25 protein-coding genes are annotated in these 26,000 nt (G+C 62.1%); 11 read left to right on the forward strand and 14 right to left on the reverse strand.

The genetic code is table 11. The annotated features are described in order from the left end of the window. Window positions 1-69: 69 nt before the first annotated feature. The 9 genes from nrdR to IFJ82_RS11845 all read right to left on the reverse strand — a co-directional run bounded on the left by nrdR (window position 70) and on the right by IFJ82_RS11845 (window position 10,130). Entirely contained in the window at window positions 70-576 is a 507-nt protein-coding gene (nrdR, locus tag IFJ82_RS11805; RefSeq protein WP_003618354.1) for a transcriptional regulator NrdR, read from the reverse strand. Between the two features lie 218 nt (window positions 577-794). Beyond that, on the reverse strand, window positions 795-2,633 hold the full coding sequence (recQ, locus tag IFJ82_RS11810) for a DNA helicase RecQ (protein ID WP_075624181.1): 1,839 nt from the start codon (window positions 2,631-2,633) through the stop codon (window positions 795-797). 61 nt (window positions 2,634-2,694) lie between these two features. Then, on the reverse strand, window positions 2,695-3,069 hold the full coding sequence (locus tag IFJ82_RS11815; RefSeq protein ID WP_003618351.1) for an OmpA family protein: 375 nt from the start codon (window positions 3,067-3,069) through the stop codon (window positions 2,695-2,697). Window positions 3,070-3,221: 152 nt separating this feature from the next. Further along, on the reverse strand, window positions 3,222-4,919 hold the full coding sequence (gene cydC, locus IFJ82_RS11820) for a thiol reductant ABC exporter subunit CydC (RefSeq protein ID WP_192266524.1): 1,698 nt from the start codon (window positions 4,917-4,919) through the stop codon (window positions 3,222-3,224). Beyond that, window positions 4,919-6,637, reverse strand: coding sequence for a thiol reductant ABC exporter subunit CydD (cydD, locus tag IFJ82_RS11825; protein WP_192264709.1), 1,719 nt, complete (start codon window positions 6,635-6,637; stop codon window positions 4,919-4,921). Before cydD ends, cydC begins: the two co-directional genes overlap by 1 nt. A gap of 96 nt (window positions 6,638-6,733) precedes the next feature. Then, the gene (locus tag IFJ82_RS11830) at window positions 6,734-8,545 is read right to left on the reverse strand and encodes a sensor histidine kinase (protein WP_003618348.1); all 1,812 of its coding nucleotides are present in this window, start codon (window positions 8,543-8,545) and stop codon (window positions 6,734-6,736) included. After that, window positions 8,546-8,731, reverse strand: coding sequence for a NepR family anti-sigma factor (locus IFJ82_RS11835; RefSeq protein ID WP_040511681.1), 186 nt, complete (start codon window positions 8,729-8,731; stop codon window positions 8,546-8,548). A 168-nt stretch (window positions 8,732-8,899) separates the two neighbouring features. After that, window positions 8,900-9,466, reverse strand: coding sequence for a sigma-70 family RNA polymerase sigma factor (locus IFJ82_RS11840; protein ID WP_192264711.1), 567 nt, complete (start codon window positions 9,464-9,466; stop codon window positions 8,900-8,902). Between the two features lie 127 nt (window positions 9,467-9,593). Next, complete coding sequence (locus IFJ82_RS11845) at window positions 9,594-10,130, reverse strand: sigma-70 family RNA polymerase sigma factor (RefSeq protein ID WP_075632130.1); 537 nt, start codon at window positions 10,128-10,130, stop codon at window positions 9,594-9,596. 124 nt (window positions 10,131-10,254) lie between these two features. On the opposite strand from IFJ82_RS11845, the gene IFJ82_RS11850 reads away from it, so the two are divergent. The 3 genes from IFJ82_RS11850 to IFJ82_RS11860 all read left to right on the forward strand — a co-directional run bounded on the left by IFJ82_RS11850 (window position 10,255) and on the right by IFJ82_RS11860 (window position 14,841). Continuing rightward, on the forward strand, window positions 10,255-10,992 hold the full coding sequence (locus IFJ82_RS11850) for a response regulator (protein WP_003618344.1): 738 nt from the start codon (window positions 10,255-10,257) through the stop codon (window positions 10,990-10,992). Between the two features lie 408 nt (window positions 10,993-11,400). Then, the gene (locus tag IFJ82_RS11855) at window positions 11,401-12,780 is read left to right on the forward strand and encodes an alpha,alpha-trehalose-phosphate synthase (UDP-forming) (RefSeq protein ID WP_040511677.1); all 1,380 of its coding nucleotides are present in this window, start codon (window positions 11,401-11,403) and stop codon (window positions 12,778-12,780) included. 249 nt (window positions 12,781-13,029) lie between these two features. Continuing rightward, entirely contained in the window at window positions 13,030-14,841 is a 1,812-nt protein-coding gene (locus IFJ82_RS11860) for an ABC-F family ATP-binding cassette domain-containing protein (RefSeq protein ID WP_192264720.1), read from the forward strand. Between the two features lie 265 nt (window positions 14,842-15,106). Here the strand turns inward: IFJ82_RS11860 and IFJ82_RS11865 are convergent, their stop codons facing one another. Then, window positions 15,107-16,093 carry a Gfo/Idh/MocA family protein gene (locus IFJ82_RS11865; RefSeq protein WP_174805753.1) on the reverse strand — a complete coding sequence of 329 codons (987 nt, stop codon included), beginning with the start codon at window positions 16,091-16,093 and terminating at the stop codon, window positions 15,107-15,109. Window positions 16,094-16,437: 344 nt separating this feature from the next. Between IFJ82_RS11865 and secD the strand changes: the two genes are divergently transcribed. Together secD and secF are read left to right on the forward strand one after the other, a co-directional pair. Continuing rightward, window positions 16,438-17,991 carry a protein translocase subunit SecD gene (gene secD / locus IFJ82_RS11870; RefSeq protein WP_192264722.1) on the forward strand — a complete coding sequence of 518 codons (1,554 nt, stop codon included), beginning with the start codon at window positions 16,438-16,440 and terminating at the stop codon, window positions 17,989-17,991. A gap of 11 nt (window positions 17,992-18,002) precedes the next feature. Beyond that, window positions 18,003-18,956 carry a protein translocase subunit SecF gene (gene secF, locus IFJ82_RS11875; protein ID WP_192264724.1) on the forward strand — a complete coding sequence of 318 codons (954 nt, stop codon included), beginning with the start codon at window positions 18,003-18,005 and terminating at the stop codon, window positions 18,954-18,956. Between the two features lie 410 nt (window positions 18,957-19,366). On the opposite strand, the gene IFJ82_RS11880 is transcribed toward secF, so the two are convergent. Beyond that, complete coding sequence (locus tag IFJ82_RS11880) at window positions 19,367-19,753, reverse strand: hypothetical protein (RefSeq protein WP_192264726.1); 387 nt, start codon at window positions 19,751-19,753, stop codon at window positions 19,367-19,369. A gap of 262 nt (window positions 19,754-20,015) precedes the next feature. After that, a complete protein-coding gene (gene mscL, locus IFJ82_RS11885; protein ID WP_003618329.1) occupies window positions 20,016-20,510 on the reverse strand; it encodes a large-conductance mechanosensitive channel protein MscL in 495 nt (164 codons plus the stop codon). 348 nt (window positions 20,511-20,858) lie between these two features. Between mscL and rpmE the strand changes: the two genes are divergently transcribed. The 3 genes from rpmE (at window position 20,859) to IFJ82_RS11900 (ending at window position 22,827) form a co-directional block, all read left to right on the forward strand. Further along, entirely contained in the window at window positions 20,859-21,089 is a 231-nt protein-coding gene (gene rpmE / locus IFJ82_RS11890) for a 50S ribosomal protein L31 (RefSeq protein WP_003618327.1), read from the forward strand. A gap of 203 nt (window positions 21,090-21,292) precedes the next feature. After that, complete coding sequence (locus tag IFJ82_RS11895; RefSeq protein WP_192264728.1) at window positions 21,293-21,868, forward strand: Hsp20 family protein; 576 nt, start codon at window positions 21,293-21,295, stop codon at window positions 21,866-21,868. Between the two features lie 380 nt (window positions 21,869-22,248). After that, window positions 22,249-22,827, forward strand: coding sequence for a DUF1013 domain-containing protein (locus IFJ82_RS11900; protein WP_040510500.1), 579 nt, complete (start codon window positions 22,249-22,251; stop codon window positions 22,825-22,827). A gap of 68 nt (window positions 22,828-22,895) precedes the next feature. On the opposite strand, the gene IFJ82_RS11905 is transcribed toward IFJ82_RS11900, so the two are convergent. Next, window positions 22,896-23,066, reverse strand: coding sequence for a YdcH family protein (locus tag IFJ82_RS11905; RefSeq protein WP_064504908.1), 171 nt, complete (start codon window positions 23,064-23,066; stop codon window positions 22,896-22,898). A 161-nt stretch (window positions 23,067-23,227) separates the two neighbouring features. On the opposite strand from IFJ82_RS11905, the gene IFJ82_RS11910 reads away from it, so the two are divergent. The 3 genes from IFJ82_RS11910 to IFJ82_RS11920 all read left to right on the forward strand — a co-directional run bounded on the left by IFJ82_RS11910 (window position 23,228) and on the right by IFJ82_RS11920 (window position 25,221). Next, on the forward strand, window positions 23,228-23,428 hold the full coding sequence (locus IFJ82_RS11910; RefSeq protein ID WP_003618318.1) for a YdcH family protein: 201 nt from the start codon (window positions 23,228-23,230) through the stop codon (window positions 23,426-23,428). Window positions 23,429-23,560: 132 nt separating this feature from the next. Continuing rightward, window positions 23,561-24,019: a 5-(carboxyamino)imidazole ribonucleotide mutase gene (gene purE / locus IFJ82_RS11915; RefSeq protein WP_048858915.1), complete on the forward strand. Its 459-nt coding sequence runs from the start codon at window positions 23,561-23,563 to the stop codon at window positions 24,017-24,019. Further along, window positions 24,016-25,221 (forward strand): 5-(carboxyamino)imidazole ribonucleotide synthase, encoded by a 1,206-nt coding sequence (locus IFJ82_RS11920; RefSeq protein WP_192264730.1) that lies wholly within the window; start codon window positions 24,016-24,018, stop codon window positions 25,219-25,221. Before purE ends, IFJ82_RS11920 begins: the two co-directional genes overlap by 4 nt. A 75-nt stretch (window positions 25,222-25,296) precedes the next feature. Here the strand turns inward: IFJ82_RS11920 and IFJ82_RS11925 are convergent, their stop codons facing one another. Next, window positions 25,297-25,989: a JAB domain-containing protein gene (locus IFJ82_RS11925; RefSeq protein ID WP_192264731.1), complete on the reverse strand. Its 693-nt coding sequence runs from the start codon at window positions 25,987-25,989 to the stop codon at window positions 25,297-25,299. Window positions 25,990-26,000 lie beyond the last annotated feature (11 nt).

The raw sequence follows: 26,000 nt of genomic DNA on the forward strand, positions 1-26,000 counted from the left end.
TGTCGGGCGTCGTGCGCAATGCTGGGCTTCATCGCCTCTTTGGCGCATGGGGTCCATAGGCTTTCGCCGTCATTTGTCCCCTATTGGCGGGTCATCCCCTTCCCGTGGGGCCGTATCCGCCGCAACCGAGGTGGAGATCGTCTCCAGTATCGCGGCGAAATCCTTGGTTTCCCTGAAATCCCAATGCACGCTGGCAAAGCGGATATAAGCAACCGAATCGACTTCCCGCAAAGTTTCCATCACCCTGCGCCCGATATCGACCGAGAGGATATCCGGCTCTCCCGCCGCCTCAAGATGACGGACAAGGCCATTGACGATACGTTCGATACGCTCCTCGTCCACCGGGCGCTTGCGCAGGGCGATGCGTACGGAACGGGCCAGCTTGTCACGTTCAAACGGCACGCGCCTGCCATCGGCCTTGACGACGATAAGGTCACGTAACTGAATCCGTTCTATCGTCGTGAAACGCTGCCCACATGATGCACAGATGCGGCGCCTGCGGATCGCGGCCCCATCCTCATGCGGGCGGCTGTCCTTGACCTGGGTATCTTCATGTCCACAAAACGGACAACGCATGGCAACCACTCAATTCAGGCAGGAATGCCGCGCCCCAAGGATCCCTGTGGGCACGCACATTCATCATCCATTGGAAACTGTTTCAAAATAACGCATTGAAAACAGTAATAACAGTTCCCGCACACCCCATTTCAAAAAAATACGACGATGCCGGACGCTGTTTTCAAAAAGCACCGCCAAGAACTTCATCCTGATCGCAGGATGTTACTTTCGCCCCATCAGGTCAGTGGCGTTTCGGACAGGACCTGCAACACCGCATCGCCATAACGTTCCAGCTTTGACGACCCGACCCCCTTTATGGTGCCAAGTTCATGCAGGCTGGTGGGATGTTCCTGTGCGATGTCATGCAGCACGGCATCGTGGAAAATCACATAAGGCGGGATTTCCTGTTCCCGCGCCTCCCCCAGCCGCCACGCCTTGAGCGCGCGAAACACCGCCGCCACCTCTGGCGCAAGCGTGTCGGGATCGAACCGGCCGCTGCCGCCACGTCGTTCCCCTGCCGCCGCCGCACGCAGGTCATCGGTCGCATCCTCGCGCAGGGAGACAACCTCCTCCCCCCTCAGGATGGGACGCGCCCGTGCTTCGTCAAGGGAAAGCGCATTATATTCGCCACTCACACGAATCGCGCCACGGGCAATCAACTGCCGGATCACACCACGCCAGAAGGCCTCCGGCCGGTCCTTGCCAATGCCATAGACACTCAGCCGGTCATGGCCATGCCGTGTGGCCATGTCGGACGTCTTGCCACGCAGGACGGCAGCCACATGTACCGCCCCGAAACGCTGCCCCGTGCGATAAATGGCCGACAGCACTTTCTGCGCCGCAACCGTACCATCAAATGTCACTGCGGGGTTGCGGCAGTTGTCACAATGCCCGCAAGGCTGTTCCAGCCGTTCGCCGAAACATGCCAACAGCGCCTCTGTCCGACATCCTGTCGTCTCGGCCAGGGCAATCATCGCCTCCAGCCGGGCGCTCATGATCCGGCGCTGGGCCTCGGGGGCATTTGACTGTTCCAGCCAGTAACGGGCACGGGCGATATCGTCCCCCCCGTACAGCAGCACGGTTTCGGCTGCCTCCCCATCACGCCCGGCGCGACCGATCTGCTGATAATATCCCTCGGGCGAGGATGGCATGTCCAGATGCACGACCGTGCGGACATCAGGACGGTCGATTCCCATGCCGAACGCAATGGTGGCCACGATGATGACGGCCTCCCCCGAACGGAACCGCATCAGGGCGGCGCGCTTTTCCACCGGTGACAGGCCCGCATGGAACGCCAGCGCGACATAGCCGCGATCGCACAGGGATTTTGCAATCCGCTCCGTCTTGTTGCGACTGCCGCAATAGACGATGCCCGCCTCCCCTTTGTGCCGGTCAAGGATGCCGACAAGCTGGCGCATTTCCGATGTTTTGGGACGCACCACGACATCAAGGTTGGGGCGATGGAAACTTGCCTTCAGCACCGTGGCATCAGGCATCGCCAGGGCTTCGAGGATATCGCTTTGCGTGCGCGGGTCAGCCGTCGCGGTCAGCGCGATGCGTGGCACACCGGGGAAATGGTCCGGCAGGGTCGCAAGCGCGCGGTATTCGGGACGGAATTCATGCCCCCACGCGGAAATGCAGTGCGCTTCGTCAATCGCGATGACCGACAATGTCAGACGCGAGAGACGTTCGAGCATTCCCGGCGACAGCAGCCGCTCGGGCGAGACATACAGGATATCCAGCCGCCCCGACGCAAGGTCCGAACGGACGCGCGCCGCGTCATCGGCCTCCTGCTCCGAATGCAGGGCGCCGGCATTGACGCCAAGCTGGCGCAGGGCCGCGACCTGATCGTCCATCAATGCGATCAGGGGGGAGATGACAAGACCGGTGCCCGGGCGACTGAGCGCGGGCACCTGGTAACAGACACTCTTGCCGCCACCGGTCGGCATCAGGACGAGGCAGTCCTGCCCCGCCATGACCTGATCCACCGCCTGCTGTTGCAGGCCGCGAAAATCAGGGAAGCCAAAGACACGCGACAATATGCCGCGCGGGGACATGTCGATATCCGCAGCCATCGTCACAGACCCGCCACCACATGCAGGGCCCACGTCACCGGCGGCCTCATTGCGGCGGGGATCAGTTGCGGACGACCTCGATCTCGACACGACGGGATGCAAGGGCGCCGTCCTCGTTATTCACGGGGCCACGGGGCTGCTGGCGGATGCGGCTGGCATCCACGCCATCAACGGCAAGCTGGCGGGCCACGATCTTGGCGCGGTCGATCGCCAGCAGTTCATCAGCCGACAGATCCTTGGACGCCGCGGCATAACCTTCGACGCGGACCGTGGCATTATGCGCCAGCGCGCGCTGCGCCGCCTGGGAAATGACCGCCTGGGCAGGGGTGTCGAGCTGGGTGGAATTCTGGGTAAAGAAGACAACGAACTTCGCGGGATGTCCCCCCGCGCAACCCGCCAGAAGACCAAGACCCAAAAGGAGAGACAGGCGACGCATGATGGACCACTCCTGATAAAAATATATTTTACACGGGATCGTCGCGGCCGCGCCCCATTATTGTTACGCAGGTACGATATGACCCCTAATTTCCGCTACTTCGTGCCCGCTGCGCCTGCCTGCGTCAATCCTTTCCGGCCACACGACGCCCATTACTGCGCTGTCGTGACGGCATGACCGCCAGAAATACGCCATACCTGATCCAGTTCTTCCACCCCTGTCAAACGATGGGCGATCAGGATGACGGTGCGTCCCTGCGTCACTTCGTTCAGGGTGCGCAGGAATTCCTGCTCCGTCCCGGCATCCAGCCCGGTGGCGGGTTCATCAAGGATCAGGATCGGCGCCTGCGACAGGAGGGTCCGCGCCAGCGCGATGCGCCGTCCCTGCCCGCCGGAAACACGCGCGCCCCCTTCGCCAAGCCATGTCTCAAGCCCCTCGGGCATGTCACGCACCAGATCCCCCACCCGCGCCCGGTCCAGCGCGACCCACAAATCATCATCAGAGGCATCGGGCCGCCCAAGCAGAAGGTTTGCACGAATCGTATCCTCGAACAGGTGCGTTGCCTGCGACAGCCACGCCATGCGCTGGCGCAGTGCATCATCACCGATGGTCGCGATATCAACCCCACCCAGCAGCACACGCCCCGCGTCCGGGGACACGACCTTCAGCAACAGTGCCGCCAGCGTGGACTTGCCCGCCCCCGACGGTCCCAGCACGGCCACACGGCTGCCTGCGGGAATATCCAGCGACAGGCCGTCGAATACCGGCACACGATCGCTGTCCCAACGGAAATGGATGTTTTCAAACCGGATATCCGTACCCGCCGGGGCCGGGGCATTCCCCTGCGCGATTGCCGCATGAGGGGGGATATCAACGGCCACCACACGCTCTGCCGCGCGCGTCACATTTCCCGCCAGCGCACCGGCACGGGTCAGGCCGCCGATGCTTTCGAATGCCGCAACCGTCAGGAACAGCACACCTGCCGCAGGCAGCGGGGCCAGCGGCCCCATGCCGCCGATACCCAGCGCCGCCGCAAGCACCACGACCACCGCCGCCTGCCCACACAGATAGGATGCCATCCCTGCAAGCGCGAGCGCACGTGACTGGCGCATCTGTGCGCGGAACAGGGCGTCGTCACGCGCCGTGACATGCGCCAGCATGCGCCCTTCGGCCCCAAAAGTCCGGATTTCACGCAGGCCGCTGACCATGTCCAGCACACCAATACGCAATTGTGCGGCATGGTGGTTGACCAGCCCGCCCTCACGCCGCGCCAGCACGGCGGCACATGCGGGCAGTACGAACGCCCCCAGTGCGAACAGCACGGTAATGGCGATGGCCAGCGGCGAATTGACCAGATTGATTGCAATGAACAGGAACGGCAGCACCAGCAGCGCCCCAGCCAGCGGCACGAAGATGCGCAGATACAGACCGTCCAGCGTCTCCACATCCGACACCAGCCGCGACAGCAGGTCGCCCGCACGACGGAAACCAAGCCCCGCCGCCGCACCCCGCGCCAGATGGCGGAAAAACCACACACGCACATCCGCCAGCGCGCGGAACATCGCGTCATGTGTCACCAGGCGTTCCACATAACGCATGACAACACGGGCGATGCCAAGCACACGCAGTGCCGCAACCGTAATCACGATGCCGCCCATCGCCATGCCCGCGACACGTATCCCCGCCTCGCGCGTCAGCAACAGGCCACATAACAGCGCCAGCAGCGACAGGATGCACCCCGCCGTCAGCAACGGCGCGCGCAGCCTCCAGATCGACAGGATCGTCAGGACAGGCGCAAGGACATGCCCCCGCCGGCCGGTATGGTGACGATGTTCCGTGCGCGAACGCATCATGCCGCCGTTTCCCCTGAAATCACCTGTCCATGGTCAAGATCGACCCGTTGCCCCGTAAAGGTGCCCACCGCCGCCGAATGGCTGGCAAGGATGACCGTCCTGCCCTGCGCCAACCTGCGCAGGCAGTCGAAGACGTCCGCCTCCGTCGCGGGGTCGAGATGCGATGTCGGTTCATCCAGCAGCAGCAGCGGCGCGTCCTTGAGGAAAGCCCGCGCAATCGCGATGCGCTGTGCCTGCCCACCCGACAGGCCGAACCCACCTTCGCCGATACGGGTTTCCAGTCCCTGTGGCAGCTCTTCGGCAAAGCGATCAACCGACGCGGCACGGATCGCCGCCTGCACCGCGCCTTCGTCCGCGTCGGGACGGGCGAACAGGATATTTTCGCGCAAGGTACCCGCAAACAGGACCGGCTTCTGCCCGATCCATGAGATCATCTCGCTCAACGCCTGCGGCAGGATCGTCGTGATGTCCGTATCATTCAGCAGCACCCGTCCCCGCGCCGGGGCAATGAAGCCAAGCAGCATTTCAATCAGGCTCGACTTGCCCGAACCTGAAGGCCCGGCAAGGATCACCGTCTGACCGGCGGGCACACTAAAGCTGACATCACGCAGGGTGGGGCCGCGCGCGGCATCCCATGTGAAATCGACATGTTCGAAAAGCACGCCAACACCGTGGTGTCCACCTGCGTCAAGGACCGTCTCCTCCGCCGCGCGGACCTGGGTTGCGGACGGCAGTGCCAGCATCGCCGCCGCAGCGCCAGAGGCATGGGCACGATCCTGATACGCCAGCGCCAGCCCGCGGAACGGCGCAAAGAATTCCGGCACCAGAAGCACCACGAACAGGGCGCGTACCGCCGTTTCCGTCATCTGCGCCGCCGGTGCCCCCGACTGGTGCAGCGCCAGCAGCGCCGCCCCGTTGCGCAGCGCAATGACCACCAAGGCCACGACCATGGCACAGTCGATGGATGCCGAAGACAGGAACGCCACACGCAGCACCTTCATCGTGCGCCGCCGCAGGTCATCGGCGGAAGCAGCCAGCCTGCGTGCCTCGTCCTCCGTCCGCCCGGCCAGCACGATGGTCGCAATCCCGCGCACACGGTCAAGAAAGCGCGCCTGTAACCGCTGCATCGCAAGGAACTGGTTGCGTGAGGCAACAGCCGCCCCGATCCCGAAAAGCGCCTGCCCGAATGGCACTGCGATCCCGCACAACGCCATGACCAGCGCCGAGCCGGGCTGCACGAAAGCGGCGATGACACCAAGGATGAAGGGCGCGGCCATCCACAGCACGGATGCAGGCAGCCAGCGGGCGAAGAAACCGTCAAGCGCCTCGATCCGGTCCACCGTCAGCGCCGTCAGCGCGCCGCTGTGATGCTGACGCAGCAGGGCGGGACCGCCATTAAGGATGGAAGACACGACATCGCCACGCAGCCGCCTGCGGGCATGCATGCCCGCGCGTGCCGCCGCGATGTCCGAAAGCGCCTGGCACACGGCGCGCAGCACCGCTGCGACCACCAGCCCCATCAGGGACCATTGCGCAGATATCCCCGCACCGGACGGCAGCAGCACATGGCCCAGCACATTGGCCACGCACCATACCTGCCCCGCGCCCAGCATGCTGGAGATCAGGCCAAGGCACACAACCGGCATGGCCTGCCTGCGCCCCAGACGTGACTGCGCCCGCGTCCACGCCTTCATCACTGTCTTGTCATCACTCATGATCGCTCCCTATACCGAATGAACCGGATCAGGGACAGTCATCAGGCCCCATGGGGGTGTAACGCTGGCATGGGGCAGCCATGCAATTTTTACCCCTCAGATATCATCCTGATCGGGTTCGGGCTGCTGCAGGACGAACACCAGCACATAACGCGTGCCGTTTTCCTCGAACATCTGCAACTCCCCCCCCAGTTGCCGGGCGAAACCACGGATAAGCTGTAGCCCGATGCCACTGCGTTCCTCGTTTCCGCGCCGTACGCGCCCCGCCGCCATGCCCACGCCGTCATCGGCGATCCACAGGCAGGCGCGCATCTTGTCCACCTGACGCAACCCGACCTCCAACGTGCCGCGCGCACCATCGGGGAAGGCGTATTTTATGGTATTACTAACCGCCTCCGTCACGATCAGGGCCAGCGGCACCGCCTGATCAGGAACCATCAGCAGGTCTTCCACCTGGATATCAAGGGTGATGCGCCCGTCATCCGCCTCCCCGATCGCATGCATGATCTGACCGCACAGTTCACGCACGAAACTCTGCATATTCAGGTTGTACAACCCACCTTCGGCGTACAGATACCGATGCAGCGTCGCCAGCGCGCGCACACGGTCACGCGCCTGCGCGAACTCCTCCCGCGCGGCGGGCTGCGTGATACGCCCGGCCTGCAGGTTCAGCAGGGAGGCCACGATCTGCAGGTTATTCTTGACCCGGTGGTGCATTTCCTTAAGCAGCAGCTCCTGCCGCACGGCCGCACGTTCCAGCCGACGTTCATGGCGCGCCAGGCGGCGTGTCGCCTTGCTGAAGGCATGGGCAAGCTGGCGCACCTCGAACGGCATCGCCCAGTTGGAACGCACATCATACACACCGCCAAGCTGCCACAGATTGACCGACGCGGTGAGCTTGCGCAGGGGAGAGACAATCAGCACATCCGCGCTTTTCGAAGCACCCAGCAATCCTGTCAGCAACAGCAGCCCGCTGCTGACCAGCGCAATGGCGAACATCAGCACCGCATGGCGTTCCTTTGCATTGCGCCGTGTCGCCGCCAGCACGAACACACCACCTTCCACCCGGCCAAGGGAGAAGGCGCCATCAGGCAGGGTGCCACGCGCATGGTCATGCCCATTGCGCATGATCCGCTGCACCCGCCCCAGCAGCATGGCCGACGGCATCAGGGGCCAGTCGCAATCCCCGCACAGGGGGGCGGCGGCGGACCCGTCGGGGTTGAGCACCCATATCGCAACCGGATTGTCGCGCACGACGATATCAAGCCGGGGATCACCCGGACGCAGCTTCCGGTCCGCCCATGACAGCGGCATGATGGCCGTCAGGAACCCGCTACGGGCAAGGTGGCCGCTGCCATCGCCGATCATGGTTGCAACGGTCACGCGAAAGGCGATGGGAAGGTTGTGGGACTCCGCCCCGCCATTGATATAGGAGACCCGCACGTCCCCCTGGAAACGAGGCATGTCGTCAAGGACAAGGCGATGCGCGCCCTCTGTCCGCCCCACCTGCGTCACGATGTTGCCCAACGCATCCACCAGCGCGATCTGGTCATAATGATGCCCCGTCAGGGACTGCGCCAGTTCCAGCATGCGCCGGATACCTTCGTCATCAAGCGCCATATGGCCGACGACACGCAGCATGCTGCCAAGGTCATCGACCTCATGACGGATTTCGAGGTTGACGCGCTCCAGCGTCATGTCGGTACGATAACCGGGGGCGGCGAGTGTCTTGTGATAATTACGCCATGCCTGCACCGCGCCGATCAGGGCGATGGGCATTGCCGCGAACAGGATGATGGCCATCATCCGCACCCGCACCGCATCGAACATGCGCCCGATACGAAGAAGGGTGCGGTACGACCTGCCCTCGCCATTCCTGGGGGCGGAACGGCGGAACATGGTGTTCATCTATTTTTTACGCTCGCGGTCGTTTTCTATCAAGCGCAGCAGTTCGTCAGGTACCGGTTCGTTGGCCACATCATCGAACAATTGGTGCAGTCCCCGCTTCAACCACAGTTCGAATGCATCATCCGAACTGTTTTTGCTTTTTTTATCTGGTTGTTGCCTAGGAGGACAGTTCTCCTTTAACGGCATCTCATCATCCCGAAGCTTATATTCATCTACCCACAAACTTCGGATAAGCATCGCAGTTGCAATCTATTTTCCGAAAGAAGTCGGGAACAACCAAGACCCCGCCTCCTCCCGTGCCACATTTTGATCACAATTCAAAGTGCCATTTTTAAGAATTGGTAACCAATACCCCTAGCGCGAGCGAAGCTCGTCGCGGGCGTCGCCCCCCTGACGCAGGCGGGCGACGACTCCACGCAGGCGCACCGTCTCCGTGCTCTGCTCCTCACCTTCAAGCCATGTCTCAAGCTGGCGGCGGGCGCGGAAAACGCGGCTCTTGGCGGTGCCAACGGCGCATCCGCTGGCTTCGGCAAGCTCCTCGTAGCTCATGCCCTGCATGACAACCATCACCAGCGCCTCGCGCTGATCGGCGGGCAGGCGGTCCATCGCGCTGGCCAGTTCCTTGACCGCAAGGCGTTCCTCATGCGCGCCGCTGCATGCCAGCGCTGCGGTGGGAACATCCTCGATATCGCCGGTTTCGCGCTTCTTGCGCAGGTCGGAGATAAAGCGGTTGCGCAGGATACGGTGCATCCATGCGGGAAAGTTCGTTCCGGGGGTAAAGCTGTGCTGCGCGGACAGCGCGTTGCACACGGCGTCCTGCACAAGGTCATCAGCAGCCGCGCGGTTACGCGTCAAGGACAGGGCCTGAACCCGCAGTCGGGGCAGGAGTGCTATCACCTGGTCGTGAAAGTCATTTGTCATTGTCTTGTCCCCTTTCATACCCGTCCAATGAACGGGCCGGGAAAAGGGTTGCATCCGCATTGTAACATAACCGTGAGTTGTAGCCCGCCCCATGCCCCATGGTGCCAAAGCGGCCGTCCCCTGCCCCTTATTCCGGGGGATCGTCGTGTGGGGACATACCGGACAGATCGGGCATTGCCGCGCCATCACGCGCGGCGTTCACCATGACCATGATCTGCGCCCGCGCGCGCGACACCCGCGCCTTGACCGTGCCGACGCTTACGCCGCATACGTCCGCCGCCTCCGCATAGGTCATTTCCTGCACCCCCACCAGCAACAGCGCCTCGCGCAGGCGGGGCGTCAGCCGCCATATCACCCCATCAAGGTCGCGCAGGTCATCGCCACGGCTGGCGGGTGCGTCGGAACGCGCAAGGTCGGGACTTGCGGCGTAATCAGACATCACATCACGTTCACGCCTGCGCCTGCGCGCGGTTTCATAAAAAAGGTTGCGCGCGATGGTATAAAGCCACGCACGCAGGTTCGTGCCCGGCTGGAACTGATCCAGCGCGGCCAGCGCACGCAGGACCGTTTCCTGCACAAGATCATCGGCGGAGGACACCTCCGCGGTCAAAAATCTGGCAAAGCCCCGCAATTGCGGCAAAAGAGACATGATCTCCTTGCGCAGTTGGGTTACGCTCTGCGTATTGGCTGATATGCTCTGGGTCAGTGTGTTCAACTCTCCTTGGTCAGGCAGCCTAACGCCGTAATGGTTTATGGTGTAACAATTTCTTCGGGGGGATAAAGTCCACATGCCGCTTTCCCGGCGTCAAGATCTGCTCCGCGCCCTTCCTTACGCCAGACGCTATGCAAGGGCGCTGTCCGGCAGCCAGTCACGGGGGGATCTCCTCGTGGCCGAGAGTCTGCGTGAACTTATCGCCGTCGATGATCCCACCCTGCGCCCGCGCCTGCGCCTGTACCAATGGATATCGCGCCATTACATGTCTTCCACCGCGCAGTGCGCCACTGGCGAGCTGACAGTACTGGACCGGCAACTGCTGCTGCTGACCGCACTTGAGGAACTGAGCCTTGCGGATGCGGCGCGCGTTCTGGGATTGGACGAAGATACGGCGCGCGTCACGCTGGAACATGCATATTCCGGCCTGCGTTCATGCGCGCAGACGAATGTCCTGATCATCGAGGACGAACCCATCATCGCGATGGATATCGAAGAACTGGTCCATAAATGCGGACACAGGATCGCCGGTGTCGCCGCAACGGAAAAGGAAGCCATCGAAATCGCGACGCGCACACGTCCCGGCCTCATCCTTGCCGACATCAACCTTGGTGCGGGGGGTGATGGCATGGCGGCCGTATCGCAGATCCTGCAACAGCAGAACATTCCCGTGATCTTCGTCACCGCCTATCCCGAACGCCTGCTGACGGGGGAACGCATTGAACCCGCCTTTGTCATCACCAAGCCGTTTGAGCCCCTGACACTGGCGATCGCAACGTATCAGGCAGTCAGTGGTGGCCTGCCCCTAAGCTAACACGCCCCGAACCAGCCCACTTGAAAGCAACGCCCCTGAAACCAGCGTTTTGGACCCGCAATCCTGATGAACGCGTCCGGGCCGACCATACTGGACTGACCTTTAACTGCCTGCGGTCGATCACCATCCCCACAGGACCGACCGGGACGGCAGGGCGTGTGCATATTGCTGTTGCCTTTGCCCCTGCCCGGCCCTTCCTGCCTATGGGGTGGGGCAACACCCCACAACACCGGGACAGGACGCAGAACAGTCGCGCGGTACAGGCATGACGACGACCGCCTTGCGTCGGGCCTGCCCCCTGCGACATTGTGATGGCACCCTTGGTCACGCATGCCAGCAAGGAACGCATCGGCCGGGAACGGGCCTACGCGCCGGCAGGGATGCCCGGACAGATTGGAAGAGGAAAATATGAAACGGCTGGTCATCGTCTCCAATCGCGTCCCCGTTCCCAAGGAGGGCCTGAGGCCCGGGGGGCTGGCGGTTGTGCTGCATGACCTGCTCGCACTGCAGGGCGGGATGTGGTTCGGGTGGAACGGCACCACCAGCGCGGATGCGGAAACCACCCCGCCACAGATCCAGCACGCAGGGGGGGTCGAATACGCCACGATCGGCCTGACACCGGCCGAACACAAACATTACTATACCGGCTTTTCCAACTCGACCCTGTGGCCGCTGATGCACTCCCTGCCGGAGTTCATACATTTCGAACGCCGCGAACTTTCGACCTACTGGTCGGTAAACGAACGGTTCTGCGAAAACCTGCTTCCGCTGCTGCGCGACGACGATACGATCTGGATCCACGACTATCACCTGCTGCCCCTTGCCGCGCAACTGCGCCGCAAGGGGGTCAACATGCCGATCGGCTTCTTCTTGCATACCCCCTTCCCCGCGCCAGACATGCTGGCCATCGCACCAGACGGGGGCACATTCCTGCGGGACATGCTGTGCGCGGACCTTCTGGGTTTCCAGACCAGCGACGATACCGCCAATTTCATCTTTGCCGCACAACGCACGGCAGGCGCCAGGCTGGTTGCCCCCGATACCCTGTCGTTTGAGGGGCATACGGTGCGCGTTGGCTCCTTCGCGGTGGAAATCGACCCCGATGCCTTCGCCCGGACCGCCGCCGAGGCAGTAGAGGCCCCGGAACTGAAGCAACTGCGTTCCTCCCTTGCCGGGCGGAAACTGATTTTCGGGGTGGATCGCATGGACCCGACCAAGGGCCTGTGCGACCGGCTGGCAGGTTATGACCGCCTGCTTGAAAGCTATCCCATATGGCAACGCAACGTGACGTTCCTGCAGATTGCCGCTGAAAGCCGGGTGGATGTCCCCTCCTACAGGGCATTGCGCCAGGAACTCGAAGGGATGATCGGCAAGCTGAATGCACAGCGCGGGCAGGCCGACTGGACCCCGCTGCGTTTCCTGACGCGCGGCAGCGCGCGCCGTGTCGTGGCCGGTTACATGCGCCAGGCGCAGATCGGTTATATCACGCCGCTGCGTGACGGCATGAATCTGGTGGCCAAGGAATATGTTGCGGCACAGGACCCCGATGATCCGGGTGTTCTGATCCTGTCGCGCATGGCCGGGGCCGCCCGGCAGCTGGAGGCGGCGTTGCTGGTCAATCCGCTGGACCATGATGACCTTGCCGATGCGCTGAACCGTGCGCTGGGCATGCCCAAGGCCGAACGCCGCGAACGCTGGCAGGCATGCCGCACGCATCTGGAGGGCTGCACCGCACTGGGATGGGGGCAGGCATTCCTGCGGACGCTCGAAGCCACCGTTGCCCGATAACACGCACCCGGCAACGCTCGTACGCTGACACGCGCCCATAGAACCCGTCGCGGACACTGACGCGGTGATCGGGACCACGGCGTGAAAGCAGGCCAACGCCCCTGCCTGACGGAATATATGTTCCGTGCGCATGTCCCATAAATATGTATCCCACAGGGGTGTGTTTGGGGATATGTGACGCTTGGGCGTGCCCCGGCCGGGTGTGATCGTCCCCCTTGCGCCTGCGGCGGGAGTAGGTGACAAACGCGCATGGCCTTACCTCCCCTTCTCCTCCTTCAGGATATCACCCTGACCCTCGGCGGTGCGCCGCTCCTTGACGGGGCGGGCTTTGGCGTGGCGCCGGGCGAACGCATCTGCCTTGTCGGGCGCAATGGCTGCGGCAAATCGACATTGCTGCGCATCGCCACGGGCGAATTGCAGGCGGATTCTGGCACACGCTTCCTTCAACCGGGCACGACCGTGCGCTACCTGCCGCAGGAACCCGACCTGTCAGGGTTTGAAACGACGCTGGATTACGTACTGGCCGGCATGGGGCCGGGCGATCCGGATTACCGGGCGACGGCGCTTCTGTCGGAACTGGGCATGACGGGGCTTGAAAACCCGGCCAACCTGTCGGGGGGCGAGGCACGACGCTGCGCACTGGCGCGCGCACTGGCGCCGGAACCTGACCTGCTGCTGCTGGATGAACCGACAAACCATCTCGACATGCCGACCATCGAATGGCTGGAACGCGAACTTCTGTCGCTGTCTTCGGCCATGGTCATCATCAGCCATGACCGGCGCCTGCTGGAAACGCTGTCGCGCTCGGTCGTCTGGCTGGACCGTGGGATCACGCGCAGGCTTGACCACGGCTTTGCCAGGTTCGAGACCTGGCGCGAGGAGGTGCTGGAGCAGGAAGAGCGCGAGGCACACAAGCTCGATCGCCAGATCGCGCGTGAAGAAGACTGGATGCGTTATGGCGTGACGGCGCGGCGCAAGCGCAATGTCCGCCGTGTGGCCGAACTTGCCACCCTGCGCCAGACCCGGCGCGAAGCGATCAAGCCCGCCGTCGGGGCAAGGATGGAAGCGCGGGAATCCGAACTGTCGGGCAAGCTGGTATCCGTTGCCGAAAACCTGTGCAAATCCTATGGCGCGCACGACATCGTGCGTGATCTCGACCTGCGTATCCTGCGTGGCGACAGGCTGGGTATCGTGGGGGCCAACGGGGCGGGCAAGAGTACGTTGCTGCGCCTGATGACGGGGCTGGATACGCCCGACAGTGGTACCGTCACGGTTGGCACGGCGCTGTCCATCGTCACATTGGACCAGCAGCGCAGGCAGCTTGACCCCAACAGCACCCTTGCCGACACGCTGACGGGTGGGGGCGGCGACATGGTGCAGGTCGGGCATGAAAAACGCCACGTCATCGGATATATGAAGGATTTCATGTTCCGCCCCGAACAGGCCCGCACGCCGGTGGGCGTCCTGTCGGGGGGGGAACGGGGGCGGCTGATGCTGGCCTGTGCGCTGGCGCGGCCGTCAAACCTTCTGGTTCTTGACGAACCGACCAACGACCTTGACCTTGAAACACTCGACCTGTTGCAGGACATGCTTGCGGAATATTCGGGCACTGTCTTGCTGGTCAGCCATGACCGTGACTTCCTTGACCGTGTCGCATCCTCCGTCCTGATGGCGGAAGGCGCGGGGCAGTGGATCGAATATGCCGGGGGCTACAGCGACATGCTGGCGCAACGGCAGGATGCGACCCTTGCCACCCGGCATGTTGCCCCCACCCCGCCCAAGGCACGGGCCACGCAGGCCCCTGTTACAAAACCGGCAAGCCGTAAGCTGTCATACAAGGACCAGCATGCGCTTGAACGCCTGCCCGGACAGATCGCGGACATGGAGGCGGAGATCGAGCACCTGCGCACCGTCCTTGCCGATCCTGGCCTTTATGCCCGTGACCCGAATGCCTTCACCAGCACGACACAGAAACTGGAAGACGCGCAGGCCAGGCTGACGGCAGCGGAAGAACGGTGGCTGGAGCTTGAAATGCTCCGTGAATCCCTGAAATCGAACTAAGAGACTGTTTGAAAACAACTCGTTGATAGAAAACAGGAAAAGTTTTTGGATGCCGCCTTTTTGAAAAAAGGCGACGTCTTTCGAAGCTTTTTAGAAAAAAGCTTCACCAAAAACCTTTATCATTTCAGGATGTTATATCGCCTGACTTTTCAAACAGTCTCCAAAAGACTGCCCGGAATGCGATGAAACCGATAACCTACTGAAAAAACAATTGTTATTTTGGGGGCTTTTTCAAACAACCTGAAAAGCCGCCCCGAATAACCGCTTAATCCACTCCCTGCAGCAGTCCCGATACCTCCATACGCGCGCGGGTATCGGCGATGCTCTGCCCCACGGCAAGGGCCGCCGCAAGTGCGCGCCGCCCGGCCTGTGCATCCACCAGAACAGGTGCGCCATCAAGGCAGGACGCGGCAAAGGCCTCATGTTCCGCCGCCAGCGTGTCATGGTCGTTCCATGTCACGCTCTGTCGCCTGAAACCACCCGTCCCCGGCAGGGGCAGGCCGCTTTTGCGCCCGATCATCGTCAGTTCGCGGCGCATGAAATCCGCCGACAGATATCCTTCCTGCGAAAACAGGCGCATGCGCCGCTCGGTCTTGAGGGAAATGCGACTGGCGGTGATGGTGGCGACACAACCATTTTCAAACCGGACACGGGCATTGGCGATGTCCTCATGCTCTGAACTGACGGCGGCGCCCAATGCATCGACACTGGCGATGGGACTGTCCACGATCGCCAGCACAAGATCGAGGTCATGGATCATCAGGTCAAGAATGACCGACACATCCGTTCCACGCGGCTTGTACGGCGCGATGCGTGTCGCCTCGATATAAAGGGGACGGGTAATACGTTCGGTAATCGCGCGATGTTCCGCCGAATAACGCAGCAGATGGCCAACCTGCAGCACAAGCCCATGCCCGGTGGCCAGCGCGGCAAGGCGGTCGGCCTGTTCCAGCGTGGCGGCGATCGGCTTTTCCACCAGCACATGCCGCCCCGCCTCCAGCGCCTGTTGCGCTAGGTCGAAATGATATTCGGCGGGTGCGGCCACCACGATGGCGTCCGAAACCTCCAGCAAGCGGGCATAGGACAGCGCGGGTGCGCCCCCGGCCTCCTGCCCGACATTTTCGGCACGCGCATGGTCGGGATCATAAATGCCCGACAGGGCTTCACGCGTGGACGCCGCGACCTTGAGCGCATGGTACCGCCCGAAATGCCCGGCGCCCGCGATTCCAACCCGCAGGCGGCGTCCCGCCATCGCGCCATCCGATCGTGCCTGCATCATTACCGCCGCTCCACACCATGCTTTTTCATGTCCGAGCAGTGTCATGAATGGACGCGTTTCACAACCCGCGCTCCCCGCACGTCCGATGATGCATATGGTAATACGCATGGGGGGTGGACATGCCCCCAGACCCCACGTGGATGCGACAAAACGGCAACGCAATGACCCCGACCACCGCAACAGCGGTTGCATCCTGCGCTGTGGACCGGCATGTTCCCGCCCTGTTGTCATGCGCCATGACGCCATGACGCCACAGATACGAGACCAACAGACAGGGAGCCGGCCGCGGCCGGGCGTGGGGAGCACTCCTTTCAGTCATGATGTATTATAGTCGGCTCAAGATGGCTTCGGTCATTGGCATATGCCTGATCGGCCTGGCGCTGTGCCTGCCCAATTTCATGCGCCAGCCCGCGCAATCCATCCCCTGGCGGCAGGTCCACCTTGGGCTTGACCTGCGCGGCGGGTCCTATCTGCTGTTGCAGGTGGACATGAACAGCGTCACCTCCGACCGGCTGCGGACGCTGACGGATGAAACACGCCAGACACTGCTGAAGGGCGGGCTGGGGTATCGCAACCTCACAACGGGCACGCATGCGGTGACGTTCGCCCCGCGCGCACCGGCCGAAGCCGCAGCCGACCTCAAGGCATTGCGGGCGATGCCGATGAACGTGCCGTCAGAGTTCACCGTGACCCAGACGCCCGATGGGCTGATTTCCGTCGCCCTGTCCGACGAGGCCAGCCACCAGCGCGCGCGCGATGCGATCACACAGTCAATCGAGATCGTGCGCCGCCGCATTGACGCCACCGGGGCCATCGACCCGCAGATCACCCGTCAGGGCGAAGACCGGATCATCGTCGAACTGCCAGGTATCAGCGACCCCGAGCGCGTGAAGCACCTTCTGGGCACAACGGCGAAGATGACGTTTCACCTTGTCGCGGATTCCGCAATCGGTTCGGCCATGCCGCCGCCGGGCGTGACCATCGTGCCGATGAGCGAGACCTCACAGGGCACGCTGCCGATCTACACCCATGTGGATGTCGATGGCGCGGACCTGACGAACGCATCGGCTTCCATTGACCAGCAAAGCGGCGAATGGGCCGTCAACTTCACCTTTGATTCCGTCGGCGCGCGCCAGTTTGGCGAGGTTACACGCGCCAATGTCGGCAAACGTTTCGCCATCGTACTGGATAACAAGGTGATCGAAGCCCCGGTCATCCGTACCGCCATCACCGGCGGTTCGGGCCAGATCACCGGCGGGTTCAGTGCGCAACAGGCAACCGACATGGCGCTGCTGCTGCGCGCAGGCGCGCTGCCCGCGCCGCTGAACGTGATCGAGCAGCGCTCCATCGGGCCGTCGCTGGGCGCCGATTCGATCCGGGCAGGCGCGATGAGCCTGCTGGCGGGGCTTGTGCTCGTGATCGCGTTCATGGCCCTGTTTTATGGCCGGTTCGGCTGGTATGCGAATATCGCGCTGATGGCCAACCTGGTGCTGATGATCGCCATCCTGTCGATGTTCGAAGCGACGCTGACGCTGCCGGGCATGGCGGGGATGCTGCTGACCCTTGGCATGGCGGTGGATGCCAACATCCTGATCAATGAACGCATCCGCGAGGAAATCGCACGTGGCCGCACCGCACTTCAGGCGATGCAGGCGGGTTTTGAACGCGCGACCTCCACCATCATCGACAGTAATGCCACCGCGCTGCTTGCGCATGTCATGCTGTTCGTTTTCGGAACCGGGCCGGTCAAGGGCTTTGCCCTGACCATCACGATCGGCATCGTGACGACCCTGTTTACCACCCTTGTGCTGTCACGGATGCTGATGGTGCGCTGGTATGCGCGCACCCGTCCGACAGTCCTGCCGGTCTGAGGCGCGCTGACATGATCCTTGATCGTCCCCTTTTGCGTTTTGTCCCCCGTGGCACGAAAATCGACTTCATGCGCGGGCGCTTCATCGGGCTTGCGACATCGGCCGTGCTGTCGGTCGCGTCCCTGATCCTGTTCTTCCATCCGGGCCTGACGCTCGGCCTTGATTTCCGTGGCGGCATCGTGGTGGAAGCCCATACGCAGGGACCAGCTGACGTGTCGGCCATCCGCGCGGCACTGGCCACACAACATGTCACGGCAGTGGGGGTGCAGTCCTTTGGCGGTCCCGATGATGTGCTGATCCGCCTTGATACCCCACCGCAGAGCGACCCCGCGCATGAAGCCGAAACGCAGGGCATGGTCGATGCCGTGCGCCATGCCATCGGCACGATCCCCGGCGCGCAGGTTTTGCGCGCGGATGCAGTCGGGGCCTCCGTTTCGGCAGAACTGTTCCGCAACGGCATGCTTGCACTGGGCATCAGCCTTCTGATGATCCTTGCCTATATCTGGTTCCGTTTTGAGTGGGAATTCGCGGTCAGCGCCGTGGTCACGCTTGTGCTGGACCTGACCAAGGCGGTCGGGTTCCTTGTGCTGACCCATTTCGAATTCGATCTGGTGATGGTTGCGGCCATCCTGACGATCCTTGGCTATTCCACCAATGACAAGGTGGTGGTGTATGACCGCATCCGCGAAAACCTGCGTAAATATCGTTCCATGCCACTGGCGGAACTGATCAACCTGTCGATCAACGAAACACTGAGCCGCACGCTGGGCACCTCATCCACGGTGTTCCTTGCCGCGCTGCCGCTCGCGCTGTTCGGGGGGGCCAGCCTTTCGGGCTTTGCGTGGGTTATGCTGTTCGGGATCGTGGTCGGGACGTCGTCGTCCATCTTCATCGCCGCCCCCCTGCTCTTGCTGCTGGGTGAAAAGCGGCTGCGGCGCAATGCACGACCGGGGGCACGAAACTGAACCCCATCAGGGCCTCCCGCCCCTCTGGAATGGCAAGGTTCTTGAAATACCCCACTGAGAAGAAAACAGAAAAGTTCCTGTGCCGCCCTTTCTTTTGAAAAGGCGGCATCTTGCAGGGCTTTTTGAAAAAGCTTGACCAACGATTTCAGCGGGCTGCTGGTTCTACCCCTTCAACCAGTTACCCCCTGAAACCAAAGATATTCTGGATGCCGCCTTTATTATATTAAGGCGGCATTTTTCATGACTTAGAGACTGTTTGAAAAGTCAGGATCGATAACACCCTGAAATTATAAAGGTTTTTGGTGAAGCTTTTTCTAAAAAGCTTCAGAAGACGCCGCCTTTTTCGATCGAAAGGCGGCACCTAAAAACTTTCCTTATTTTTTCTCAATGACTTGTTTTCAAACAATCTCTTATCGCCCGGCATTCTTCAACAGGGTGCGGGCATCGGGGATGCAGCGTGGCGCGGGTGGGGCATCCTTGCGCGTCATGTCGGGCTGGTCCGTACAGGCGATAATGAGTTCAACCGCCTGGCGCGCGCGCGCGCGCCTGCGCCGCGACGGGTGCATCAGGTTGTTCAGGATCATCAGTTTGCCGTATTTCAGCGAAATCGACATATCCTGCACCTGCTCACGCGATAAGGCGCCGTCCTGCACACGACTGAGCAGACCGCCTTCAGCCATCGCATAGGTCGTGACCAGCAGATAGCTCTGCACATCGGGGGGCAGGTGATTGACGTCCCTTACCTGCCCATGACAGGCAGCGAGGATACAGCACCCGGCCATGGCGATGGCCGACATGCGGAGTTGCCTGAAAATACTTTTCATCAGGCCCCGAGCCTAGCACGTTCCCCCACTCCATGGGCAAGGATATCGGATGACGCCTCCTTGAAACATGTCGCCCTGTAATTCTTGGCACTTCTTGTTCCTGTGCCACCTGATTCCTGCGCCCACCCCGAATGGGCGGGCCCACGGGTTGGCGCAGGCATAAAAAAAGGCGGGGCCGGCATATGCCGGAACCCGCCCTTTGCAGATCATCTCGCCACGATGCGTGATCGAAGGATCAGGCGGTGGGGGGTGTCTTCGATTTTTCCTGTTCCTTGAGGACATCAAGGATATCCTGCAACAGGATCTCGCTGCGCGGCGGCGGCGGGGGAGCGGCGGGTGCGGCGGCTTTCTTTTCGGCAAAGCGGGAGATGATGCGCACCACCCAGAAAATTACAAAGCCGATAATAATGAACTGGATCACGGCGTTAAGGAAGACGCCAAGATTGAGCGTCACCGCCCCGGCCTTCTGCGCCTCCGCCAGGGTGGGCATGTGGGGACCACGCAGGGTGATGAACAGGTTGGTAAAGTCGATCCCCCCGATCAGCAGGCCAAGGAACGGGGTGAAGATGTCCTTCACCAGGCTGTTGACGATTGCGGTAAAGGCCGCGCCGATGATTACACCGACCGCGAGGTCCACCACGTTTCCGCGCATCAGGAACGCACGAAAATCCCCCAGCCAGCCGGGAGCATGAATATCGGGCACATGCAGATGCGTAGGCTTTTGCGCCATCTGTGTCTTCCTCTTTTGAAAACTATTCTGCAACCTGTCTAACAACCCCCCGCCACATTTACGACAGGGGAAATGACATACTGTCTCGACAACAGTAAAAGTGATGCTTACGGGTGACAGAATTTCACAAGTTGCGGGGATATTGTAACGCCACGGATACATGCGCGATGCAGTACGCCACGCACATGCAGGACAGCCAATGCAGGGGGACCGATGCAGGGGGGCCGATACAGAATAGCCAGATCGCGCGGCAATCAGATGTTGATCGGGCGGGCGTCCTCGTCTATACGCCTGCGAAACTCCTGCCCCGGTCGGCATCGGGGCCATTCAGCACGAAAGTCTGTGAACATGAAGTCCGGCATCCACCCCGACTACCACGAAATCACCGTCATCATGACCGATGGCACCGAGTACAAGACGCGCTCCTGCTATGGCACGCCCGGCGCGACGCTGCGCCTTGACGTCGATCCGAAGTCGCATCCGGCGTGGACAGGCGTGCAGCGCATGCTCGACACCGGGGGCCAGGTTGCCAAGTTCAACAAGAAGTTCGGTGGCCTGGGCCAGCGCAAGAAGGGCTGAGGCACACCAGGATTCCTTCCTGCGTATATCAGCCTGCCTGTCAGTCCATGAATGCCCGGCCCTTGAAAAAGGCGCCGGGCATTTCCATTTCCAGGGGGTCGCGATGCCGATGCCGGGTCGCGATGGATACCGACATGATCGTGGTCCGCCCCCCGTGGGGGACCACATGACAACAGGCCTTGCTCATATCCAGGAGGTTTTTCATGAGTTACGATTTTGCCCCCCTGTTCCGCAGCGCGATCGGGTTCGACCGTCTGGCGCAACTTGTGGATACAGCGGCACAGAACCCCGTCAGCCCGTCCTACCCCCCCTACAACATCGAAAAGGTGGCGGAGTCGCGCTATATGCTGACGATGGCGGTGGCAGGATTCGGCCCCGATGACATCGAACTGACGGTACAGGACAACACGCTTGTGGTGGCGGGACGTGTGACGGGCGGACAGCCCGACCGTGAAATCCTGTATCGTGGAATCGCACGGCGCGCCTTCGAACGCCGCTTTGTGCTGGCTGACCATATCGTGGTGGAAAATGCCAACCTCGATAATGGCCTGCTCTGCATTGCGGTGCGCCATGTCGTTCCCGAAGCCCTGAAGCCACGCCGCATTCCCATTTCGTCAGGCACCGCCACCCCGGGCGCCCAGACCCCGGACACCCTGACGCCCGGCAGCACTGACGAAGAAAACGCAGCCACCGCCGCACCGCAGTCACACGCCCCCTTCGCATCAGCGTCAGGCACAACAACAGCGGACCATGCGGGCACATCGCGCCAGGCGGCCTGACCCATATCCACCCGGCACCAAGCCAAGGGGGGAGGCTGCATGCAGCCTCCCCTTTTTCGTGTCTGGTGTGCCTGCCCTGTCTGGCTTTGTCTGACTCGCTTTGTCTGACTGGCTTTATATGACTGGCCTGTCCTGATGGGTCGGATCTGGGGTATGCCCTGTGGGTCGATCACCTGTGGGTCGGTCAAATGAAATGGTGCCACACACGCATACGGCCCTTGACCTTTTGGGTGCGTCACCTTCATATCCCTTGCTTCAAGTGCTTTTGTTTTTTGCGCGCCAGCAGGCACGCACGATGCCTTCCACGGCATTGACGATTTGCCCTTCTTTCCAAGGTGCCTGCGCGTGGCGCCATCACACGCAGTAGGACCTGTTTTGCAATGAACGCTCTGCCCCTTATGCCCAAGGCCACCGCAGTGTGGCTGATTGAAAAGACTGCGCTGACCTTTACCCAGATCGCTGAATTCTGCGGCATGCACCCGCTTGAGGTACAGGCCATCGCCGATGGTGAAGTGGCACAGGGGATCGTGGGTTATAACCCGGTAAAAAACCATCAGGTGACGCAGGCGGAAATCGAACGCTGCGAAAAGGACCCGGCCCAGCGGCTGAAGATCCTGCCCGCCCCCAACCCGATTCACCGCCGATCCAAGGGCGCGCGCTATACCCCCGTGGCCAAGCGTAACGACCGCCCGGATGCGATTGCATTCCTGCTGCGCAATTTCCCGCAACTGTCGGAAGTGCAGATGGTCAAGCTGCTGGGCACGACCAAGGACACCATTGAAAAGGTCCGCAGCCGCCAGCATTGGAACAGCCCGAACATCAAGCCACGCGATCCGGTCATCCTGGGCCTGTGCAGTCAGACCGACCTGAATGCGATGGTGACGGCAGCAAACGAACGCCTCGCCCGGGAGGGACAGGCCGTGCCGCAGCCCATCGAACTCGACAACGATCCGATCTGATCTGATTTCCGCCCTGCGTGCCCCGGTCGCTGCCGCCAATACAGCAGGGACCGGCTGGCCCGTAAGGTTCAGCCCCGCACGCTGAGCCGCTCTATTTCTTCCTTGAGCCGCAGTTTTTCGAGCTTGAGTCGCATCAGTACCCGCTGGTCGGGCATTGGCCGCCTGTCTTCGTCAAATATCTGGTCATCCAGACGGGCGTGACGGGTCTTGAGGCTGTTGATACGCGCTTCGTACAGCATGGAATCTCCTCCAGCATGTTTGCTACGACGGGGTACGCTAACGCAAGCGGCACGCCATATGCCATGACAAAATCCTGCATGACGGCGAATTCGCCATCATTTCGTTTTTTGCCTGCAATGTGCTTAGGATGGCGTCATGTTCATGTGCTGGATGGAGCGCCATGCTGACAGACCGGGATACCCTCCTTCGCAAGCTGCACGAACTGCGCAGCGAGCATCGCGACCTTGACACCGTCATCAGCCGGATGGGCGAACACCCAGTCGACCGGTTGCAGATCCAGCGCCTCAAGAAGCGCAAGCTGCTGCTTAAGGACGAGATCATGTGGCTTGAAAGTCGACTGATCCCCGACAGCATTGCCTGATCGCGGCGTTTCGCCTATCTGCCGCGGGCATGATCCCTTTTCCCGCCCGAAAGTCGTGAAAGTACAGACGCCGTGACCAATTCCCCCGCCCCTTCCTCCCCCCGGGACAGCGCCGTGCGCGTGGGCCTGATCATGGGCAGCCAGTCCGACTGGGAAACGATGCGCCATGCCGCCGCCGTGCTGGAGGCGCTGGACATTGCCCATGAAATCCGCATCGTATCGGCCCACCGCACGCCCGATCGTCTGGCGGATTATGCCCGCACGGCGCGGGCGCGGGGGCTTTCGGTCATCATTGCGGGTGCGGGTGGGGCCGCACACCTGCCGGGCATGTGCGCGGCATGGACCAGCCTGCCGGTGCTGGGCGTCCCTGTTGAATCCCAGGCGCTCAAGGGCATGGACAGCCTGCTTTCGATCGTACAGATGCCCGGTGGCGTGCCGGTCGGAACCCTTGCCATCGGCAAGGCCGGGGCAAAGAACGCGGGGCTGCTGGCCGCTTCCATCCTCTCGCTTGGCGATGGGGCGCTGGCCACCCGGCTGGAGGACTGGCGCGCAGAACAGACGGACTCCGTCGCGCAGGAACCCGTGACATGAAACCGCTTTGCCCGAACGCCGTCCTTGGCATCGTGGGGGGCGGCCAACTGGGGCGTATGTCGGCCATTGCCGCCGCCCGCCTTGGCTTTCGTGCCCACATCCTGACGACCGAGGCCGATGGCCCTGCCGCGCAGGTCGCGCATGCCGTGACCATCGGGGCCTATGACGACCATGATGCGCTGCGCCGCTTTGCCACTGCGGTCGATGTCGTGACGTTCGAGTTCGAGAATATCAGCGCCGACGGGCTGGACCTGCTGTCCTCGCTATGTCCGGTGCATCCGTCTGGCCGTATCCTGCGCATCAGCCAGGACCGCATCGCGGAAAAGACATTCCTGCGCGATGCGGGCATCCCGCTGGCCCCTTTCCACCTGATTGAGACCGGCTCCGACCTTGCCGTCGCAGCAGAGACACTGGGCTATCCCTTCATCCTCAAGACCACGCGCCTGGGCTATGACGGCAAGGGACAGGCGCGCATCCATACGCCCGAAGACCTTGCCCCCGCCTTCGCCCGCCTGTCGCCCCATCCACTGGTGGCCGAAGGCATGGTCGATTTCGCCTGCGAGGTCAGCGTAATGGTCGCGCGCAATGCCATGGGCGAGGTCGTGGCGTTCGATGCGACGGAAAACCGTCACCGCAATGGCATCCTTGACCTCAGCCTTGCGCCGGCGCGTATTCCCGCCGGACTTGCCACGCGCGCGCGTGAACTGGCGACGGACATCGCCCGCGCGCTCGACCTGATCGGCATCATGGGGGTGGAGATGTTCGTCGATCGCCATGGCGGGCTTCTGGTCAATGAAATTGCGCCACGCCCGCATAATTCAGGGCATTGGACAATGGATGCCTGTCCCGTGGACCAGTTCGAGATGCATGTCCGCGCTGTAACCGGCCTGCCGCTGCCGCCTGCGACACGGCACAATGATGCGGTGATGAAAAACCTGATCGGGCCGGATGACATGGCGCTGTGGCCCCGGATCATGGCGACGCCCGGCCTGCTGGCGCATCATTATGGCAAGGCGCGGGCCCGCCCCGGGCGCAAGATGGGGCATGTCAATGTGCTGTTCCCGCATGGGGGACTGCCTGGCGAATTCGGGGTGGAAGATGCCCTTGGCCCGCTGGCGTCCCCTATGGAGGTTAATGGGGAGATTAATGGGGATGCTGATGGGCATGATGTCGGTGGGGACCAGGGGGAACACTCCCCCTGAAGACCGGCGGCCGGTCCGGCATTTGTAAACCGGGCATGCAAAATGCATGCCGCCCATGAAATACCGGCTGCGGGATCACCGATTATCGTCGGCGATCAGCCCCATCCGGCGAAAGCTGATGCTGCGCCCGTTCCCGACCACGAAATGATCGTGCAGGTGGATGCCCATGACACTGGCCACCTGCTGTATATGCAGGGTCATCTGGATATCCGTGGCCGACGGCAGGGGATCGCCGCTGGGATGGTTATGCGCAAGGATCAGGATACGCGCATCAAGGTCCAGGGCGCGGCGCATGACCTCACGCGGGTAAACCGGCGCCTGGTCCACGGTGCCAACCCCCATGACGCGGTCCTCGATCAGGCGATATTCCGCATCGAGGAACAGCACCCTGAACTGCTCCGTACAGTCATGCGCCATGACTGCCTGCAGGTAATCCACAATACGCCCGTGCCCTGACAGGGCGTCGCCATGGCGGACATAGGCACGGTGCATGCGCAACGCCGCCTCGCGCACCGTGGCGATCATGGGTGACAGCAGCGGGTGGGTACCAAGCACCGCATCAAGGTCGTGCGGATGGGCCGACAGCGCCATCCCGGCGGAACCGAAACGGGCCAGCAGGATATCAAGCAACATGTCGATATCCGCATTCCCCGGTTCCAGCGTACACAGCACATGACGCAGCAATGCCCGGTCGTCCATTTCCCCGCCATCGCCGGCGTCCCCCCATGGGGCGGAGGCTGTATCATGTCGGGGGGCATAAGTTCCCATTTGCGGGTCGA

The organism is Novacetimonas hansenii (assembly GCF_014843995.1).
Lineage (GTDB): Bacteria > Pseudomonadota > Alphaproteobacteria > Acetobacterales > Acetobacteraceae > Novacetimonas > Novacetimonas hansenii.

Bases quoted from the DNA above. Each gene is read 5' to 3' on its own strand.
- IFJ82_RS11900 (WP_040510500.1), top strand. From the start codon at position 22,249: ATGAACGCTCTGCCCCTTATGCCCAAGGCCACCGCAGTGTGGCTGATT.
- secF (WP_192264724.1), top strand. From the start codon at position 18,003: ATGATCCTTGATCGTCCCCTTTTGCGTTTTGTCCCCCGTGGCACGAAA.
- IFJ82_RS11925 (WP_192264731.1), bottom strand. From the start codon at position 25,989: ATGGGAACTTATGCCCCCCGACATGATACAGCCTCCGCCCCATGGGGG.
- IFJ82_RS11895 (WP_192264728.1), top strand. From the start codon at position 21,293: ATGAGTTACGATTTTGCCCCCCTGTTCCGCAGCGCGATCGGGTTCGAC.
- IFJ82_RS11830 (WP_003618348.1), bottom strand. From the start codon at position 8,545: ATGAACACCATGTTCCGCCGTTCCGCCCCCAGGAATGGCGAGGGCAGG.
- IFJ82_RS11815 (WP_003618351.1), bottom strand. From the start codon at position 3,069: ATGCGTCGCCTGTCTCTCCTTTTGGGTCTTGGTCTTCTGGCGGGTTGC.
- rpmE (WP_003618327.1), top strand. From the start codon at position 20,859: ATGAAGTCCGGCATCCACCCCGACTACCACGAAATCACCGTCATCATG.
- IFJ82_RS11865 (WP_174805753.1), bottom strand. From the start codon at position 16,093: ATGGCGGGACGCCGCCTGCGGGTTGGAATCGCGGGCGCCGGGCATTTC.
- mscL (WP_003618329.1), bottom strand. From the start codon at position 20,510: ATGGCGCAAAAGCCTACGCATCTGCATGTGCCCGATATTCATGCTCCC.
- IFJ82_RS11835 (WP_040511681.1), bottom strand. From the start codon at position 8,731: ATGCCGTTAAAGGAGAACTGTCCTCCTAGGCAACAACCAGATAAAAAA.
- recQ (WP_075624181.1), bottom strand. From the start codon at position 2,633: ATGGCTGCGGATATCGACATGTCCCCGCGCGGCATATTGTCGCGTGTC.
- IFJ82_RS11910 (WP_003618318.1), top strand. From the start codon at position 23,228: ATGCTGACAGACCGGGATACCCTCCTTCGCAAGCTGCACGAACTGCGC.
- nrdR (WP_003618354.1), bottom strand. From the start codon at position 576: ATGCGTTGTCCGTTTTGTGGACATGAAGATACCCAGGTCAAGGACAGC.
- cydC (WP_192266524.1), bottom strand. From the start codon at position 4,919: ATGCGTTCGCGCACGGAACATCGTCACCATACCGGCCGGCGGGGGCAT.
- purE (WP_048858915.1), top strand. From the start codon at position 23,561: ATGGGCAGCCAGTCCGACTGGGAAACGATGCGCCATGCCGCCGCCGTG.
- IFJ82_RS11920 (WP_192264730.1), top strand. From the start codon at position 24,016: ATGAAACCGCTTTGCCCGAACGCCGTCCTTGGCATCGTGGGGGGCGGC.
- IFJ82_RS11850 (WP_003618344.1), top strand. From the start codon at position 10,255: ATGCCGCTTTCCCGGCGTCAAGATCTGCTCCGCGCCCTTCCTTACGCC.
- cydD (WP_192264709.1), bottom strand. From the start codon at position 6,637: ATGAGTGATGACAAGACAGTGATGAAGGCGTGGACGCGGGCGCAGTCA.
- IFJ82_RS11905 (WP_064504908.1), bottom strand. From the start codon at position 23,066: ATGCTGTACGAAGCGCGTATCAACAGCCTCAAGACCCGTCACGCCCGT.
- IFJ82_RS11880 (WP_192264726.1), bottom strand. From the start codon at position 19,753: ATGTCGGCCATCGCCATGGCCGGGTGCTGTATCCTCGCTGCCTGTCAT.
- IFJ82_RS11840 (WP_192264711.1), bottom strand. From the start codon at position 9,466: ATGACAAATGACTTTCACGACCAGGTGATAGCACTCCTGCCCCGACTG.
- IFJ82_RS11855 (WP_040511677.1), top strand. From the start codon at position 11,401: ATGAAACGGCTGGTCATCGTCTCCAATCGCGTCCCCGTTCCCAAGGAG.
- secD (WP_192264722.1), top strand. From the start codon at position 16,438: ATGATGTATTATAGTCGGCTCAAGATGGCTTCGGTCATTGGCATATGC.
- IFJ82_RS11860 (WP_192264720.1), top strand. From the start codon at position 13,030: ATGGCCTTACCTCCCCTTCTCCTCCTTCAGGATATCACCCTGACCCTC.